At 59.9% G+C, this 14,104-nt stretch carries 16 protein-coding genes; all 16 read left to right on the top strand.

Annotation, left to right across the window (positions count from 1 at the left end):
- Positions 1-1,094, top strand: a 1,094-nt coding sequence (locus tag J7E36_RS23870; protein WP_215008582.1) for an RHS repeat domain-containing protein, incomplete at its 5' end; no start/stop codon positions are given.
- Positions 1,087-2,235, top strand: coding sequence for an ankyrin repeat domain-containing protein (locus J7E36_RS23865; RefSeq protein ID WP_215008580.1), 1,149 nt, complete (start codon positions 1,087-1,089; stop codon positions 2,233-2,235). The genes J7E36_RS23870 and J7E36_RS23865, both read left to right, overlap by 8 nt.
- Before the next feature lie 130 nt (positions 2,236-2,365).
- Positions 2,366-2,812 (top strand): hypothetical protein, encoded by a 447-nt coding sequence (locus J7E36_RS23860; RefSeq protein ID WP_215008578.1) that lies wholly within the window; start codon positions 2,366-2,368, stop codon positions 2,810-2,812.
- A gap of 24 nt (positions 2,813-2,836) precedes the next feature.
- Entirely contained in the window at positions 2,837-3,262 is a 426-nt protein-coding gene (locus J7E36_RS25345; RefSeq protein WP_231286410.1) for an HNH endonuclease signature motif containing protein, read from the top strand.
- Positions 3,256-3,480 (top strand): SMI1/KNR4 family protein, encoded by a 225-nt coding sequence (locus J7E36_RS23850; protein ID WP_231286409.1) that lies wholly within the window; start codon positions 3,256-3,258, stop codon positions 3,478-3,480. Before J7E36_RS25345 ends, J7E36_RS23850 begins: the two co-directional genes overlap by 7 nt.
- A gap of 395 nt (positions 3,481-3,875) precedes the next feature.
- The gene (locus J7E36_RS23845; protein WP_215008576.1) at positions 3,876-4,238 is read left to right on the top strand and encodes a DUF6124 family protein; all 363 of its coding nucleotides are present in this window, start codon (positions 3,876-3,878) and stop codon (positions 4,236-4,238) included.
- Between the two features lie 49 nt (positions 4,239-4,287).
- A complete protein-coding gene (locus tag J7E36_RS25435; protein ID WP_215008574.1) occupies positions 4,288-4,428 on the top strand; it encodes an HNH endonuclease in 141 nt (46 codons plus the stop codon).
- Complete coding sequence (locus J7E36_RS23835; protein ID WP_215008572.1) at positions 4,419-4,829, top strand: SMI1/KNR4 family protein; 411 nt, start codon at positions 4,419-4,421, stop codon at positions 4,827-4,829. The genes J7E36_RS25435 and J7E36_RS23835 overlap by 10 nt, the downstream gene beginning before the upstream one ends.
- A gap of 687 nt (positions 4,830-5,516) precedes the next feature.
- Positions 5,517-6,932, top strand: coding sequence for a cytochrome c oxidase accessory protein CcoG (ccoG, locus tag J7E36_RS23830; RefSeq protein ID WP_215008570.1), 1,416 nt, complete (start codon positions 5,517-5,519; stop codon positions 6,930-6,932).
- A gap of 11 nt (positions 6,933-6,943) precedes the next feature.
- Positions 6,944-7,483: a FixH family protein gene (locus tag J7E36_RS23825; RefSeq protein WP_215008568.1), complete on the top strand. Its 540-nt coding sequence runs from the start codon at positions 6,944-6,946 to the stop codon at positions 7,481-7,483.
- 148 nt (positions 7,484-7,631) lie between these two features.
- Positions 7,632-10,082: a heavy metal translocating P-type ATPase gene (locus J7E36_RS23820; RefSeq protein ID WP_215008566.1), complete on the top strand. Its 2,451-nt coding sequence runs from the start codon at positions 7,632-7,634 to the stop codon at positions 10,080-10,082.
- A gap of 24 nt (positions 10,083-10,106) precedes the next feature.
- Positions 10,107-10,325, top strand: a complete 219-nt coding sequence (ccoS, locus tag J7E36_RS23815) for a cbb3-type cytochrome oxidase assembly protein CcoS (protein WP_215008564.1) — start codon at positions 10,107-10,109, stop codon at positions 10,323-10,325.
- On the top strand, positions 10,318-11,001 hold the full coding sequence (locus J7E36_RS23810; RefSeq protein WP_215008562.1) for a sulfite exporter TauE/SafE family protein: 684 nt from the start codon (positions 10,318-10,320) through the stop codon (positions 10,999-11,001). Before ccoS ends, J7E36_RS23810 begins: the two co-directional genes overlap by 8 nt.
- 214 nt (positions 11,002-11,215) lie before the next feature.
- Positions 11,216-12,598 carry an oxygen-independent coproporphyrinogen III oxidase gene (gene hemN, locus J7E36_RS23805; RefSeq protein WP_215008560.1) on the top strand — a complete coding sequence of 461 codons (1,383 nt, stop codon included), beginning with the start codon at positions 11,216-11,218 and terminating at the stop codon, positions 12,596-12,598.
- A 95-nt stretch (positions 12,599-12,693) separates the two neighbouring features.
- The gene (gene fnr / locus J7E36_RS23800; RefSeq protein WP_053149529.1) at positions 12,694-13,428 is read left to right on the top strand and encodes a fumarate/nitrate reduction transcriptional regulator Fnr; all 735 of its coding nucleotides are present in this window, start codon (positions 12,694-12,696) and stop codon (positions 13,426-13,428) included.
- A gap of 89 nt (positions 13,429-13,517) precedes the next feature.
- Positions 13,518-14,066, top strand: a complete 549-nt coding sequence (locus J7E36_RS23795) for an adenine phosphoribosyltransferase (RefSeq protein ID WP_041020481.1) — start codon at positions 13,518-13,520, stop codon at positions 14,064-14,066.
- The last annotated feature ends 38 nt before the right edge of the window (positions 14,067-14,104 follow it).

Below are 14,104 nucleotides of genomic sequence, written 5' to 3'. Positions count from 1 at the left end.
CCGCCGCCAACCTGCTGGACGGCCCACAGGCCGGCGCCGGCCTGGTGGTGCACAACAAACTGCTGACCTATCAGGACAAACGCTACCGCTACGACGCCTTCGGCCGGATGATCGAAAAACGCAGCGCCGCCCGCGGCCTGCAACGCTTCGCCTACGACGCCGAAAGCCGCCTGATCGAAGTGCGCAACGAGAACGACAGCGTCGTACGCATGACCTACGACCCGCTGGGCCGGCGCACCATCAAGAACGAGCACGACCACAACGGCTACCCCCTGGGCGAAACCCGCTTCACCTGGGACGGCCTGCGCCTGTTGCAGGAACATCGCCACCAGCAAACCAGCCTGTACCTTTACGAAGATAATGGCTACGAACCCCTGGCCCGCGTCGACGGCACCGGCCCGCTGCAAAAAGTCCGCTACTACCACAACGACCTCAACGGCCTGCCGGAACAACTCACCGAAGCCGACGGCCACAGTGTCTGGCAGGCGACGTACCGGGTGTGGGGCAACACGTTGGCGGAGGTGCGCGAGCCGTACTATATCGAAGAGCAGAACCTGCGATTCCAGGGACAATACCTGGATCGGGAAACGGGGCTGCATTTCAATACGTTCAGGTTTTATGATCCGGATGTGGGGCGGTTTATTACGCCGGATCCGATGGGGTTGGCGGGGGGATTCAACCTTTATCAATATTCGCCAAACCCCATTGGTTGGATCGACCCGTTAGGTTTGGAAACGTGCCGGCTGTCCAAGGCTGATAAAAAAGCAATGGGGCCAAAACCCTCAGCGGCAGTCATGGACAAGCCGCATCGCCATCACATCGTGCGCGAGAAAGCCCCCAAGAATTGGTCGGACAGCAATCGTCGATATGTCGCTCATTCCCAAGCGGTCCTGAAGAAATTTGGTATTGGCTTGAACGACAGCCCCCATAACTTCGTCTGGGCGCCCAACGGAAGCGGAAACCACACAATTGCCAGCGCCCGAAAAGTGTCGCAAACGCTCGCAGAGGCGCGAAAAGGCGGCAAGAGCAAAGTTATCGAAGCGTTGAACGCGATGGGCGAAAAAATGCAAAACGGTGAATTTTTAGATGACTAGCCTAGAAAAAACCTATGGATCAAACGCCTCTCTTGTGCGAGACCTTTATGCCCGTATAGAGGCGGGAGACGTCGAATTCCTGCGCGCCCAACTCAACAGCCATCCCGAGCTACTTGTGCCCCCTCGCTATGATTTGGTGAGTTATCCAGGACTTCTACATCATGCGGCCGAAAGGAATCAGGTCGCAGTGTGTGCTTTGCTAGCTGACTTGGGTATGGACCTTGACCAGCCTACCGTGGGGTCCGGCAACGCCACAGCGCTCGCACTGGCAGCAAAAAACGGGCATCTGGAAACCGCGCGCTGGCTTCTTGAGGCGGGAGCTGACGTCAATGGCTCCCCCCTTTCAGTTGCGACCCCGTTGATTACCGCTGTTACTTTTGGGCAGAGCGATACAGTTGAACTCTTGCTCAAATATCACCCGGACCTTAACAGGCTACACGCCAAGCTCAATCGCACCGCCCTTGATCTGGCCCAGAGCTGGAACTTCCCTAAGATTTACCAGCGCCTGAAGGCACAAGGCGCCATCTCTGCCCTCGAAACAGTTGCTGACGAGGAAGACCTGCCGGGGGATGCAATTGTGGAGTTCGTGAGCAGCACCGCAGGGTGGGTATTACCCAAAGCATTAGTCCCTCAACCTGACTCAGTAAGTATGGACTTCAGGGTCAGTTGCATCGCCAACAAAAACGATTTCAAGCTTTTGTTTACCGTAGGCCTTTTCGTTGCAAAACCACGCACGGAGCTCTTTATCTGCCTCCCCGGAAACTGGCGATTGCCTAAGCAAGGATTTACCAGCGATAGCCCTTGGATGTTCCCTCAGGCGCTATTGACGGTGCTTGCTGAAAAAACCCTGAAGGACGCACCGCTTACCGAGGGCCAGATTATTTCAAAAATGGATGAAGCCTTTGTTCAATTGAACTGGCCAAGCGATACCGATGCCGTCATGGTCGTGGATAAGATCTGGAACACCACCGGGGATGCTGTGACTGAAGATCACCAGGATTCGGTAAAGCTTTACGTTCTGGCCCCCCTCAAGTTGCCAAAAAAAGGCCAGCCCGAAGGCGAAGCGTTAATTACGCTTCTAGAGAAAAAAAGAAAGGCAAGCTGGAAAAGCATCGCTTTGGCCGCGCCGTTGCAAGCGTGACGAGAGCAGAAGCTCGGCGGGATAACGCTGCGGGCGTACCACTGCGGCGCGCCAAGACAAGGAGCCTCGTCGTGGCTGCCGCCCCTTCGACGTTAGCTCACGGCGCGGTAGCCATGCAGGAAGGGTAGAAATGAATATTCGCAAAAGCTTGGAATCGGAATTACTGGAGGCGCTGGAACAGATCAGATTGCCCTCCGTCAGCTTGAAAGCCAGCAAGAATAAACTTGCTTTGTATAACTCTAAGGAAAAGTATGGAGAAATCTACGTTCAACATTTGAACAAAGCCGACGGCTATTACGCCGGTATGGAAATTTACAGCTGTGAGGCGTTCACCTTCTGCAAAGAGCAGTCCCCGCCCTACGAAAGCCGACTGCTGAACGGCTCCTTTCTGTCGAAGAGTTCTCTATCAGAAGATAACAAAGAATTTGGCGATGAGCTGGGCGGCATTATCAGAACCCCAGCGCCAAATGGAGTCAATGCAACAGTTAACAAAATAACCGAACGGCTGATAAGGGCTTACCTGACCCGGGCAGAGAACCGCATCCTGGGCACGCGAAGAGGCGCGGACCAAGAGTAAACGAGCCGACGCCACGATATTTGATTGGAAACGCAAAATCCCTTGTGGGAGCGGACCTTCAAAGAAGCTGGTATTTCCAAGAAAACAGCAACCGGCTATACCTGGCACCACGTTGATGATTTCAACCCCAAAACCGGCACCACCACTATGCAGCTTGTAAAAACATCTGCACACGAAGCCATCTTCCCCCACGGTGGGTCGGTAGCCCAGTACGAAAAACACTTCAAAGTTAAATACGAAAGCCGCGAGTCGGTCCTTGCAGCGGCAAAAAAGGATGGCTCGCCAACAAGATTTCCAAACGCCCCTCCAAACCTGGGGACTGTTCATGACAGGAGATCAATAATGATTGAAAATACATTCTCAAATGACGACACGGCTATCACCCCTGCGGACCTAGACCACCTGGAGTCCGTCATTGGCAAAAAGCATCCACCTACCAGCTCATGCTGAAGAAACAGGTATTTCCTGCCCACCTGCTGCCTTTTGCTAACGATTGGGGTGGCAACTTCTTCTGCTTGAATCTCGATTCGGGAGCCGTCAGTTACTTCACCACTGATACGTTCGATAGCGACCTCAACCCTGAAGAAAACCAGGCCGAATCCGAGAAACCTGTTTGCTCGAACTTCCTTCGATTCGTTCAAGGGCTGATCGACGAGGACGAAGCGTGAATTCGCGACCTCAGCACAACAGCGGATCCGACGGAACACAGCCCCCTCGCCACGAATTGCAGGTAGCCTTCAGACCGTGCCTACATCCCGACTGCCGCGCTCGTCCAGACTACGTAACCTTGCGCCTTTGCCTACAACTACGCCAGAATCCGCCCGCTTGTGCGCCTTGGCCCTAGCCCCTATCGTAATCCCGTCGCTGCACACTCAGCGAACGGGCTTGGCGGCCCGGCACTCGAAAGGCGCAACAACCCTTCATCTGTTATGACGGGTTGCGCAAGGATCCCTCCGGGGATGCCGGGGTTCCTTTCGTTCCGGTCCGCCAACCTTGTGTAATCCGTCACCCCATCTGCTTGGCGGCAGACGGTGATGGTTCCTCTTACGAAAGGAGCACCACCATGTATAAGGTCACACCCAATCCGCCGGACGCGGACTCTACCTCCGCCTACGCAGCCGGTCGCAACGCAAAGAAACACGACGAAGCCACCAAACGCACGCTCGACTACTACCTGCTACCAAAATCGGAACAATCCCAAGACGCTCCAAAACCCGACCAATTATTCACCGTCGTGGAAAACATCGACAACGAATGCCTGCTCGCCAATCTCAGCGAAACCCTTGCCTCTGCCGACGCGATGGTCAGCGATTTGGCCTTCGACCTGGATGGTCCACGACGTCACATTGCCTTGGGCATCCAGCAATTGATCGAATTGAGTTCACTGCTGGCGAACCGCGTACTGGATAACGTCGACCCGCGCTAGCTGCCAAAACCAAAGGGCATAGCGATCTGATCGATATGCCCCTTTTTATATGCAGCTCATCAAGCAAAGCGCCCATAACGGCATAAGTCATAATGGCGGCGTAGCTCAATACAAAGCAGCTACTGACCAAGCCTATACCCATCCGGCTCGTTTCAAGAGCAGAACAAAAGAAGTAGCCAAATGCGGTTGATCCTTGAAGACTCCGAACACACCATCTCTGTGCAGGAGCTGAATGAGTTTCAAGAAAAATTCAATGTGGAATTGCCGACGGCCTTTAGGAACTTTTATCTACGGCACAACGGTGGCAATTTGTCTGAGAGCAGCAGCGAAAATGAATTCTTGCTGGGTGGGTTCACACCGATCAAGTATGGAGAAGCACCTATCGAAACCGTGTATCGCGACCTGACTGACGACGTTCCCTCGTTAAAAGGAATGATCCCCTTTGCATACGACCAGGGTGGAAATTCTTTTCTGCTGTCCGTAAAGACGGATGACTTCGGGAACGTTTATCTGTATTTGATGGACGAAGAGGATCTAGCGTTCGTATGCGAATCGTTTGAAGAGTTCCTCACTGAACTCACAAATCAATAGCACCCTGTGTCATCACTGAACAGGCTTACCGTGCCGTCTGGAAAAACTACCTGCGAGCCTCGCTCCCCTCATGAGCGCCGGAGAACCGCAGTAAAGACTCGGTAAAACAAGTTGGCACCGCTCAAGCTCCGCAAAAAAGGGCCGCCTGAGGGCGTGGCTTATCAGCCCTGAGGGACCTGGCCGAATCCGAGAAACCCGCGTGCTCGAATTTCCTTCGATTCGTTCAAGGACTGATCGACGAGGACGAAGCGTGAATTCGCGAGCTCAGCACAACAGCGGGTCCGACGGAGAACGCGGCTTTCATGGCGAGGGAGCTTGCTCCCGCTGGGTGGCAAAGCCGCCGCAACCGAAGCGATGCGCTCCTACAGCTAGACCATATGAGCCGCTTTACGACGGCTGCGCCGCCGAGCGGGAGCAAGCTTCCTCGCCACGAATGGCAGGTGGCCTTCCCGGAAGCGCGTTCCCCCTCTCGTTTCCCCAACGCCATGGACTGTCTATAGTCAATTGATCTGGGTCATGACTTGTTACATCCGCTACACCATTCGGCCCTTACTCCCAACGCGACCAAAGGTCGCACCCTTGAGCTAGAGCGACAGGCGTATCATTGCGCCACTGCAACACCCCTTTGTGACCGTGGTCGGCACGTACTGGCCCTGGCACTTTTCCACTGCCGTGGGATGCATTTTGATGAGCAATCAGATTCCGGTACATGACGTTACCCCGCCTGCCAAGGACGCGAACAAAAGCGTCGACCTGTATGCCTCCCGGGAAAAAATCTATACCCGCGCCTTCACGGGCCTGTTCCGCAACCTGCGGATGGTCGGCGGGGCGGTGTTGTTCCTGCTGTATTTCGGTACGGTCTGGTTGAATTGGGGCGGCCACCAGGCCGTCTGGTGGAACCTCCCGGAACGTAAATTCTTTATTTTTGGCGCGACCTTCTGGCCCCAGGATTTCATCCTGCTGTCCGGGTTGCTGATCATTGCGGCCTTCGGCCTATTCTTTATTACGGTGTATGCCGGGCGCGTCTGGTGCGGCTATACCTGCCCGCAAAGCGTGTGGACCTGGATCTTCATGTGGTGCGAAAAGGTCACCGAAGGCGACCGCAACCAGCGCATCAAGCTCGACAAGGCGCCCATGGGGGCCAACAAGTTCCTGCGCAAGCTTGCCAAGCACAGCCTGTGGCTGCTGATCGGTTTTGTGACCGGCATGACCTTCGTCGGTTATTTCACGCCGATCCGCGAACTGGTGTTCGAGTTTTTCACAGGCCAGGCCGATGGCTGGTCGTATTTCTGGGTCGGTTTCTTCACCCTCGCCACTTACGGCAACGCTGGCTGGCTGCGTGAGCAGGTGTGCATCTACATGTGTCCTTACGCGCGCTTCCAGAGCGTGATGTTCGACAAGGACACGCTGATTGTTTCCTACGACCCGCGTCGCGGCGAAAGCCGTGGCCCGCGCAAGAAGGGCGTTGACTACAAGGCACTGGGCCTGGGGGATTGCATCGACTGCACCATGTGCGTCCAGGTCTGCCCGACCGGCATCGATATTCGCGACGGTTTGCAGGTCGAATGCATCGGCTGCGCGGCCTGCATCGACGCCTGCGACAACATCATGGACAAGATGGATTACCCGCGCGGCCTGATCAGCTACACCACCGAACACAACCTGTCAGGGCAAAAAACCCATAAACTGCGCCCGCGCCTGATCGGTTATGCCCTGGTGTTGCTGACGATGGTCAGCCTGCTGGTGACGGCGTTCTTCATGCGCTCGCTGGTGGGTTTCGATGTCAGCAAGGACCGCGTGCTGTACCGCGAGAACGCCGAAGGCCGGATCGAGAACGTCTACAGCCTGAAGATCATGAACAAGGACCAGCGCGACCACACCTACGTGCTGGAAGCCGCCGGGTTGCCTGACCTTAAGCTGCAAGGTCGACGGGAAATCCAGGTCGCCGCCGGCGAAATTTTCAGCCAGCCGGTCGAGCTGTCCAGCGCACCCGAGCAACTGCCATCGAGCACCAACGAGGTGACGTTCATCCTCAAGGATGCCGATGACGAAAGCGTTCACGTCGAAGCCAAGAGCCGGTTCATCGGCCCACAAACTCGTTGAGAGAACTGAACATGCCTGCAGCAACCGCCACCAGCCCTTGGTACAAGCACCTCTGGCCGTGGATCATCATCGCAATCCTGACCTGTTCGGTGACACTGAGCCTGACAATGGTGACCATTGCGGTGAAAAACCCGGACAACCTGGTCAACGACAACTACTACGAGGCCGGCAAGGGCATCAACCGCTCGCTGGAGCGCGAGCTGCTGGCCCAGACCCTGCAACTGCATGCCAACGTGCAACTGGATGATGTCACCGGTGAAGTGAACCTGCGCCTGAGTGGCAACAGCCGCCCGCAGACCCTGGAGCTGAGCCTGGTCTCTCCGACTCAGCCGGAAAAGGACCGCAAGGTGGCCTTGACTCGCAACGACAGCGAGCCGGGGCGCTACGTCGGTCAGTTGGCGGACAAGATCGAAGGCCGGCGCTTTGTCGAACTGCTGGGTGTGGAGAATGACAAGACCTGGCGGCTGTTCGAGGAAGAACAGATCAATCACGATCAGGACATCCTGCTGGGCGATGAGCCGCTGCAAGGCGCTGAAGACCTGAAAAAGTAGGCCGTGGTTCTGAGTGTTCCCACGCTCCGCGTGGGAACACCGCCCGGGACGCTCCGCGTCCCCTCGCAAGCGTGACGCGGAGCGTCACAGGATGCGTTTCCACGCAGAGCATGGGAACGATCATTGGACAACGTTCTGTGAAAACGCAATGACCATTCCCCTGCCCTGCTACCACTGCGCCCTGCCCGTTCCGCCCGGCAGTCGCTTCACCGCCGTAGTCCTCGGTGAACCCCGCGAGCTGTGCTGTCCGGGTTGCCAGGCGGTGGCCGAGGCCATCGTCGCCGGGGGCCTGGAGAGTTATTACCTGCATCGCAGTGAGGCGTCGGCCAACCCCGACACCCTGCCCGTCCAGTTGACCGATGAACTGGCGCTGTACGATCGCCCTGACGTGCAGCAATCGTTCGTGCGTCATGCAGGCGAGCTGGCCGAAGCCACCTTGTTGATGGAAGGCATCAGTTGCGCCGCCTGCGGCTGGCTGATCGAAAAACAGCTGCGCAGCCTGCCGGCGGTGGCCGAGGCGCGGTTGAATCTGTCCAACCATCGCCTGCATGTGCGCTGGGCCGATGCCCAATTGCCGCTGAGCACCCTGCTCGCCGAGTTGCGCCAGATCGGTTACGTCGCCCACCCCTACCAGGCCGACCAGGCCAGCGAGCAACTGGCGGCACAAAACCGCCTGGCCTTGCGCCAACTGGGCGTGGCCGGGCTGCTGTGGTTCCAGGCGATGATGGCGACCATGGCCACCTGGCCGGAATTCAATATCGACCTGAGCCCGGAGATGCACACCATCCTGCGCTGGGTGGCGCTGTTTCTCACCACGCCCATCGTCTTCTACAGCTGCGCGCCGTTTTTCAAAGGCGCGATGCGCGACCTGCGTACCCGCCACCTGACCATGGACGTCTCGGTGTCCCTGGCCATCGGCAGCGCCTACGTCGCCGGGATCTGGACGTCGATCACCGGTGCGGGTGAGCTGTATTTCGATGCGGTGGGCATGTTCGCGCTGTTCCTGCTGGCCGGTCGCTATCTGGAGCGCAGGGCCCAGGAACGTACCGCTGCGGCCACCGCGCAACTGGTCAATCTGCTCCCGGCCTCGTGCCTGCGCCTGGCGGATGACGGCCAGAGCGAACGGATCCTGCTCAGTGAATTGCGCAACGGCGACCGGGTGTTGGTGCACCCGGGGGCGGTGCTGCCCGCCGACGGCAGGATTCTCGACGGCCAGTCCAGTATCGACGAATCGCTGCTCACTGGCGAATACCTGCCGCAGCCGCGCCAAGTGGGCGATGCGGTCACGGCGGGCACGCTCAATGTCGAGGGCGCCTTGACGGTCGAGGTGCTGGCCCTGGGGCAAGACACCCGTTTGTCCGCCATCGTGCGTCTGCTGGACCGGGCCCAGGCCGAAAAACCGCGCTTGGCGGAAATCGCCGACCGCGCCGCCCAATGGTTCTTGTTGTTCTCCCTGACAGCCGCGGCTGCCATCGGCCTGCTGTGGTGGCAACTGGACGCCTCCCGCGCCTTCTGGATCGTCCTGGCGATGCTGGTCGCCACTTGCCCCTGCGCGTTGTCCCTCGCCACGCCCACCGCGCTCACCGCCGCCACCGGCACCTTGCACAAACTCGGCCTGCTGTTGACCCGCGGCCATGTGCTGGAGGGCCTGAACCAGATCGACACGGTGATTTTCGACAAGACCGGCACGCTCACCGAAGGCCGCCTGGCGTTGCGTGCCATTCGACCGCTGGCGGCGCTCGACAGTGATCACTGCCTGGGGCTGGCCGCCGCTTTGGAAAACCGCTCCGAACACCCCATCGCTCGCGCCTTTGGCCGCGCGCCACTGGCCGCCGAGCAGGTACACAGCAGCCCGGGGCTGGGCCTTGAGGGTCTGGTGGGGGCACAGCGCCTGCGCATCGGCCAGCCCGGTTTCGTCTGCGAACTGAGTGGCACGGCGGTGCCGATGATGCCGGACGAACCGGGACAATGGTTGTTGTTGGGCGACGCCACTGGACCGCTGGCCTGGTTAGTCCTGGACGACCGCCTGCGCGCCGATGCTCCCGCCCTGCTGGCCGCTTGCAAGGCGAGGGGCTGGCGCACGTTGTTGCTGTCGGGCGACAGTTCGCCGATGGTTGCCAGCGTCGCCGCCGAACTGGGCATCGACGAGGCCCGGGGCGGCCTGCGCCCGGACGACAAGCTGGCGGTGTTGCAACAGTTGCACCAGCAAGGCCACAAGGTGCTGATGCTCGGCGACGGGGTCAACGACGTGCCGGTGCTGGCGGCGGCGGACATCAGCGTCGCCATGGGTTCGGCCACCGACCTGGCGAAGACCAGCGCCGACGCGGTCCTGCTGTCCAACCGTCTCGACGCCTTGATCCACGCCTTCAAACTGGCCAACCGCACTCGCCGGGTAATCATCGAAAACCTGGTGTGGGCCGGGCTGTACAATGGCCTCATGCTGCCGTTCGCCGCCCTTGGCTGGATCACACCGGTGTGGGCGGCGGTCGGCATGTCCATCAGTTCGTTGACCGTGGTATTGAACGCGCTGAGGCTGACCCGTCAGCCCAAGCCGCACGTGCTCGACGCCACGCCCGATACCCGCCCGCTGCCGGCCTGAGCCGCGCGGGCATGGAGTTATGAGATGCCAGCTCTTTACGTGATGATTCCGGCGGCGCTGCTGATCGTGGCCATCGCCGTATACATTTTCTTCTGGGCCGTGGACAGCGGGCAGTACGACGACCTCGACGGTCCGGCCCACAGCATTCTGTTCGACGATCAGGACCCTAATCACCAGGCCGCGGTGAACGAAGCCGACGGCCAGCCGCGCACCCCGGACGACAAGGCCCCGCCCCATGCTTGATCTGGCGCCACTCCTGGTTTCGGCGGTAATCCTCGGCCTGCTGGGCGGCGGCCATTGCCTGGGCATGTGCGGCGGCCTGATGGGCGCCCTGACCCTGGCGATTCCCAAGGAACAGCGCGGCCGGCGCTTCCAATTGCTGCTGGCGTACAACCTGGGACGGATCCTGAGCTATGCCACGGCGGGGCTGCTGATCGGCCTGGCCGGTTGGGCGGTTGCCAACAGCCCGGCGGCGATGATCATGCGGGTGCTGGCCGGTTTGCTGCTGATCGCCATGGGCCTGTACCTGGCGGGTTGGTGGAGCGGCCTGACGCGCATCGAAAGCGTGGGCCGTGGCCTGTGGCGGCATATCCAGCCGGTCGCCAACCGCCTGCTGCCGGTGTCGAGCCTGCCCCGGGCCTTGCTGCTCGGTGCATTGTGGGGCTGGCTGCCGTGCGGGCTGGTCTACAGCACCCTGCTGTGGTCCGCCAGCCAGGGCAATGCATTCGATAGCGCGTTGCTGATGCTGGCCTTCGGCCTCGGCACCTGGCCGGTGCTGCTCGCCACCGGCCTGGCCGCCGAACGCATCACCGCCCTGCTGCGCAAGCGCAGCGTGCGCATGGCCGGCGGGTTGCTGGTGATTGTCTTTGGTCTCTGGACATTGCCGGGGCCGCATCAGCATTGGTTGATGGGGCATTGACCGGGCCCCTTGTGGGAGCGAGCCTGCTCGCGAAGACAGCCTCACATTCAACATCCATGTAAGCTGACCCACCGCCATCGCGAGCAGGCTCGCTCCCACAGGGGGCTTGCAGCGGGCCCTGCCTATCCGTTGTCCCCGTTGACGCAAATCAACACACCCATGCCCGCCCGCCCCTAGACTTCCCCCCATGCCAGCCTATCCGGGGAACGCCCGCATGCTCGACGCCCTTCGTTGGGACTCTGATCTGATCCGCCGCTACGACCTGGCGGGACCGCGCTATACCTCGTACCCGACTGCGGCGCAGTTCGGCAGCCAGGTGGGCAGCTTTGACCTGCTCCATGCCCTGCGCGAAAGCCGCCGGGCCTTGCGTGCGCTGTCGCTGTATGTGCATGTGCCGTTTTGCGCGAACATTTGCTACTACTGCGCCTGCAACAAGGTCATCACCAAGGACCGCGGTCGTGCGCATGCCTACCTGCAACGCCTGGAACAGGAAATCCAGCTGATCGGCTGCCACCTGGACCCGGCCCAGCGCGTGGAACAGTTGCACCTGGGCGGCGGCACTCCGACCTTCCTTAGCCACGACGAGCTGCGCCAGTTGATGGCCAAGCTGCGCAAGCATCTGAACCTGGTGGACGACGACTCCGGCGACTACGGCATTGAAATCGATCCCCGCGAAGCCGACTGGTCGACCATGGGCCTGCTGCGCGAACTGGGCTTCAATCGGGTCAGTGTCGGCCTGCAAGACCTCGACCCGGCCGTGCAACGCTCGGTCAATCGCCTGCAAAGTCTGGACGAAACCCGCGCCGTGATCGAAGCCGCGCGCACCTTGCAGTACCGCTCGATCAACATCGACCTGATCTATGGCTTGCCCAGGCAAACCCCGGAGAATTTCGCCCGCACCATCGAGGAAGTGATTCATCTGCAACCGGACCGCCTCTCGGTGTTCAATTATGCCCACCTGCCGGAACGCTTCATGCCCCAACGGCGCATCAACAGCCAGGACCTGCCCAACCCGGAGCAGAAACTGGCGATGCTGCAAGGCACCATCGAACAACTGACCGCTGCCGGTTATCGCTATATCGGCATGGACCACTTCGCCCTGCCCGACGATGACCTGGCGATCGCCCAGGAAGAGGCCACCCTGCAACGCAACTTCCAGGGCTACACCACCCATGGGCATTGCGATCTGATTGGCCTCGGTGTTTCGGCCATCAGCCAGATCGGCGACGTGTACTGCCAGAACAGCAGCGACCTGAACCACTACCAGAACACCCTGGCCGACGGTCAACCGGCAACCAGTCGCGGGCTGGTCTGCAATGCCGACGACCGTCTGCGGCGTGCGGTGATCCAGCAGTTGATCTGCCATTTCCACTTGGCCTACGCCGAGATCGAGCGCGCCTTCAACATCGATTTTCGCGCCTATTTCGCGCCACTGTGGCCGCAACTGCAGACCATGGCCGAGGATGGCTTGATCGAACTTTGCCCTGATCACATCGCAGTCCTGCCCGCCGGACGCTTGCTGGTGCGCTCGGTGTGCATGGTCTTCGACGCCTATCTGGAGCAACACAGTCGACAGCGATTCTCCCGCGTTATCTGAGCGCGACAATTTGACGGTGAGACCGCACTGGCCCGAGCCCCCCGCGCTGGGTTACCCTTACGTCTTATGTGTGTTTTCCCACAAGGATTTAAGAAATGTCCGAGCCAGTCAAACTGCGCGCCCACAACCAGGCTCACTGCAAGGATTGCAGCCTGGCCCCCCTCTGCCTGCCACTTTCGTTGAATCTGGAGGATATGGACGCGCTGGACGAAATCGTCAAACGGGGCCGCCCGTTGAAGAAAGGTGAGTTCCTGTTCCGCCAGGGCGACACCTTCGATTCCGTTTACGCGGTGCGCTCGGGCGCCCTGAAGACGTTCAACCTCAGTGATGGTGGCGAAGAGCAGCTCACCGGCTTCCACCTGCCCAGCGAACTGGTCGGCCTGTCGGGCATGGACACCGAGACCCACCCGGTCTCGGCCCAGGCGCTGGAAACCACGTCGGTGTGCGAAATCCCGTTCGAGCGCCTCGATGAACTGGCGCTGCAATTGCCGCAGTTGCGTCGTCAACTGATGCGGGTGATGAGCCGGGAAATCCGTGACGATCAGCAAATGATGCTGCTGCTCTCGAAAAAAACCGCCGATGAGCGCATCGCCACGTTCCTGGTGAACCTCTCCGCACGCTTTCGCGCCCGCGGGTTCTCGGCCAACCAGTTCCGCCTGAGCATGTCGCGCAATGAAATCGGCAACTATCTGGGCCTGGCAGTGGAAACCGTGTCCCGGGTATTCACCCGTTTCCAGCAGAACGAGCTGATCGCAGCCGAAGGCAAGGAGATCCACATTCTCGACCCGATCCAGCTATGCGCCCTGGCTGGCGGCTCGATCGACGGCTGATGGACGCGCGGGGCTGAGGACGGCTGCTGAGGGATTGTTGTGGCCGCGCTATACTGCCGCGTTTGCAGCCCTGCCAGGACACTTCGACGATGGTTTTCGACTCCTTCGACATCAAATCCCTGATCCGCCCCGTGATCGATTTCCCCAAACCCGGCGTGATCTTTCGCGACATTACCCCGCTGTTCCAGTCCCCCACCGCCCTGCGGCTGGTGATGGACAGCTTCGCCCACCGCTATGTCGAGGCCGAGTTCACGCACATCGGTGCGATGGATGCGCGGGGCTTTTTGATCGGCTCGATCCTGGCCTATCAACTGAACAAGCCGCTGGTGCTGTTCCGCAAACAAGGCAAGCTGCCGGCGGACGTGCTCGCCGAGGGTTACCAGACCGAATACGGCGAAGCCTTCCTGGAGGTGCACGCCGACAGCCTGTGCGAGGGGGACTCGGTGGTGATGTTCGATGACCTGATCGCCACCGGCGGCACGCTGATCGCCGCCGCCAACCTGATCCGCCGCATGGGCGCCAAAGTCCACGAAGCGGCAGCGATCATTGATCTGCCGGAATTGCTCGGGTCACAGCGCCTGGAAGACATGGGCATCCCTACCTTCTGCCTGACGCAGTTTTCCCTGAGCGAACGCTAACCCACCGACACCGAAAGAATTGTGGGAGCAACTGTCTT

Origin of the sequence: Pseudomonas fluorescens (assembly GCF_018614775.1) — a bacterium.
GTDB lineage: Bacteria > Pseudomonadota > Gammaproteobacteria > Pseudomonadales > Pseudomonadaceae > Aquipseudomonas > Aquipseudomonas fluorescens_BY.
Note: the sequence above shows the minus strand (reverse complement) of the source record. Positions and strands in the feature narration are given on the sequence as shown.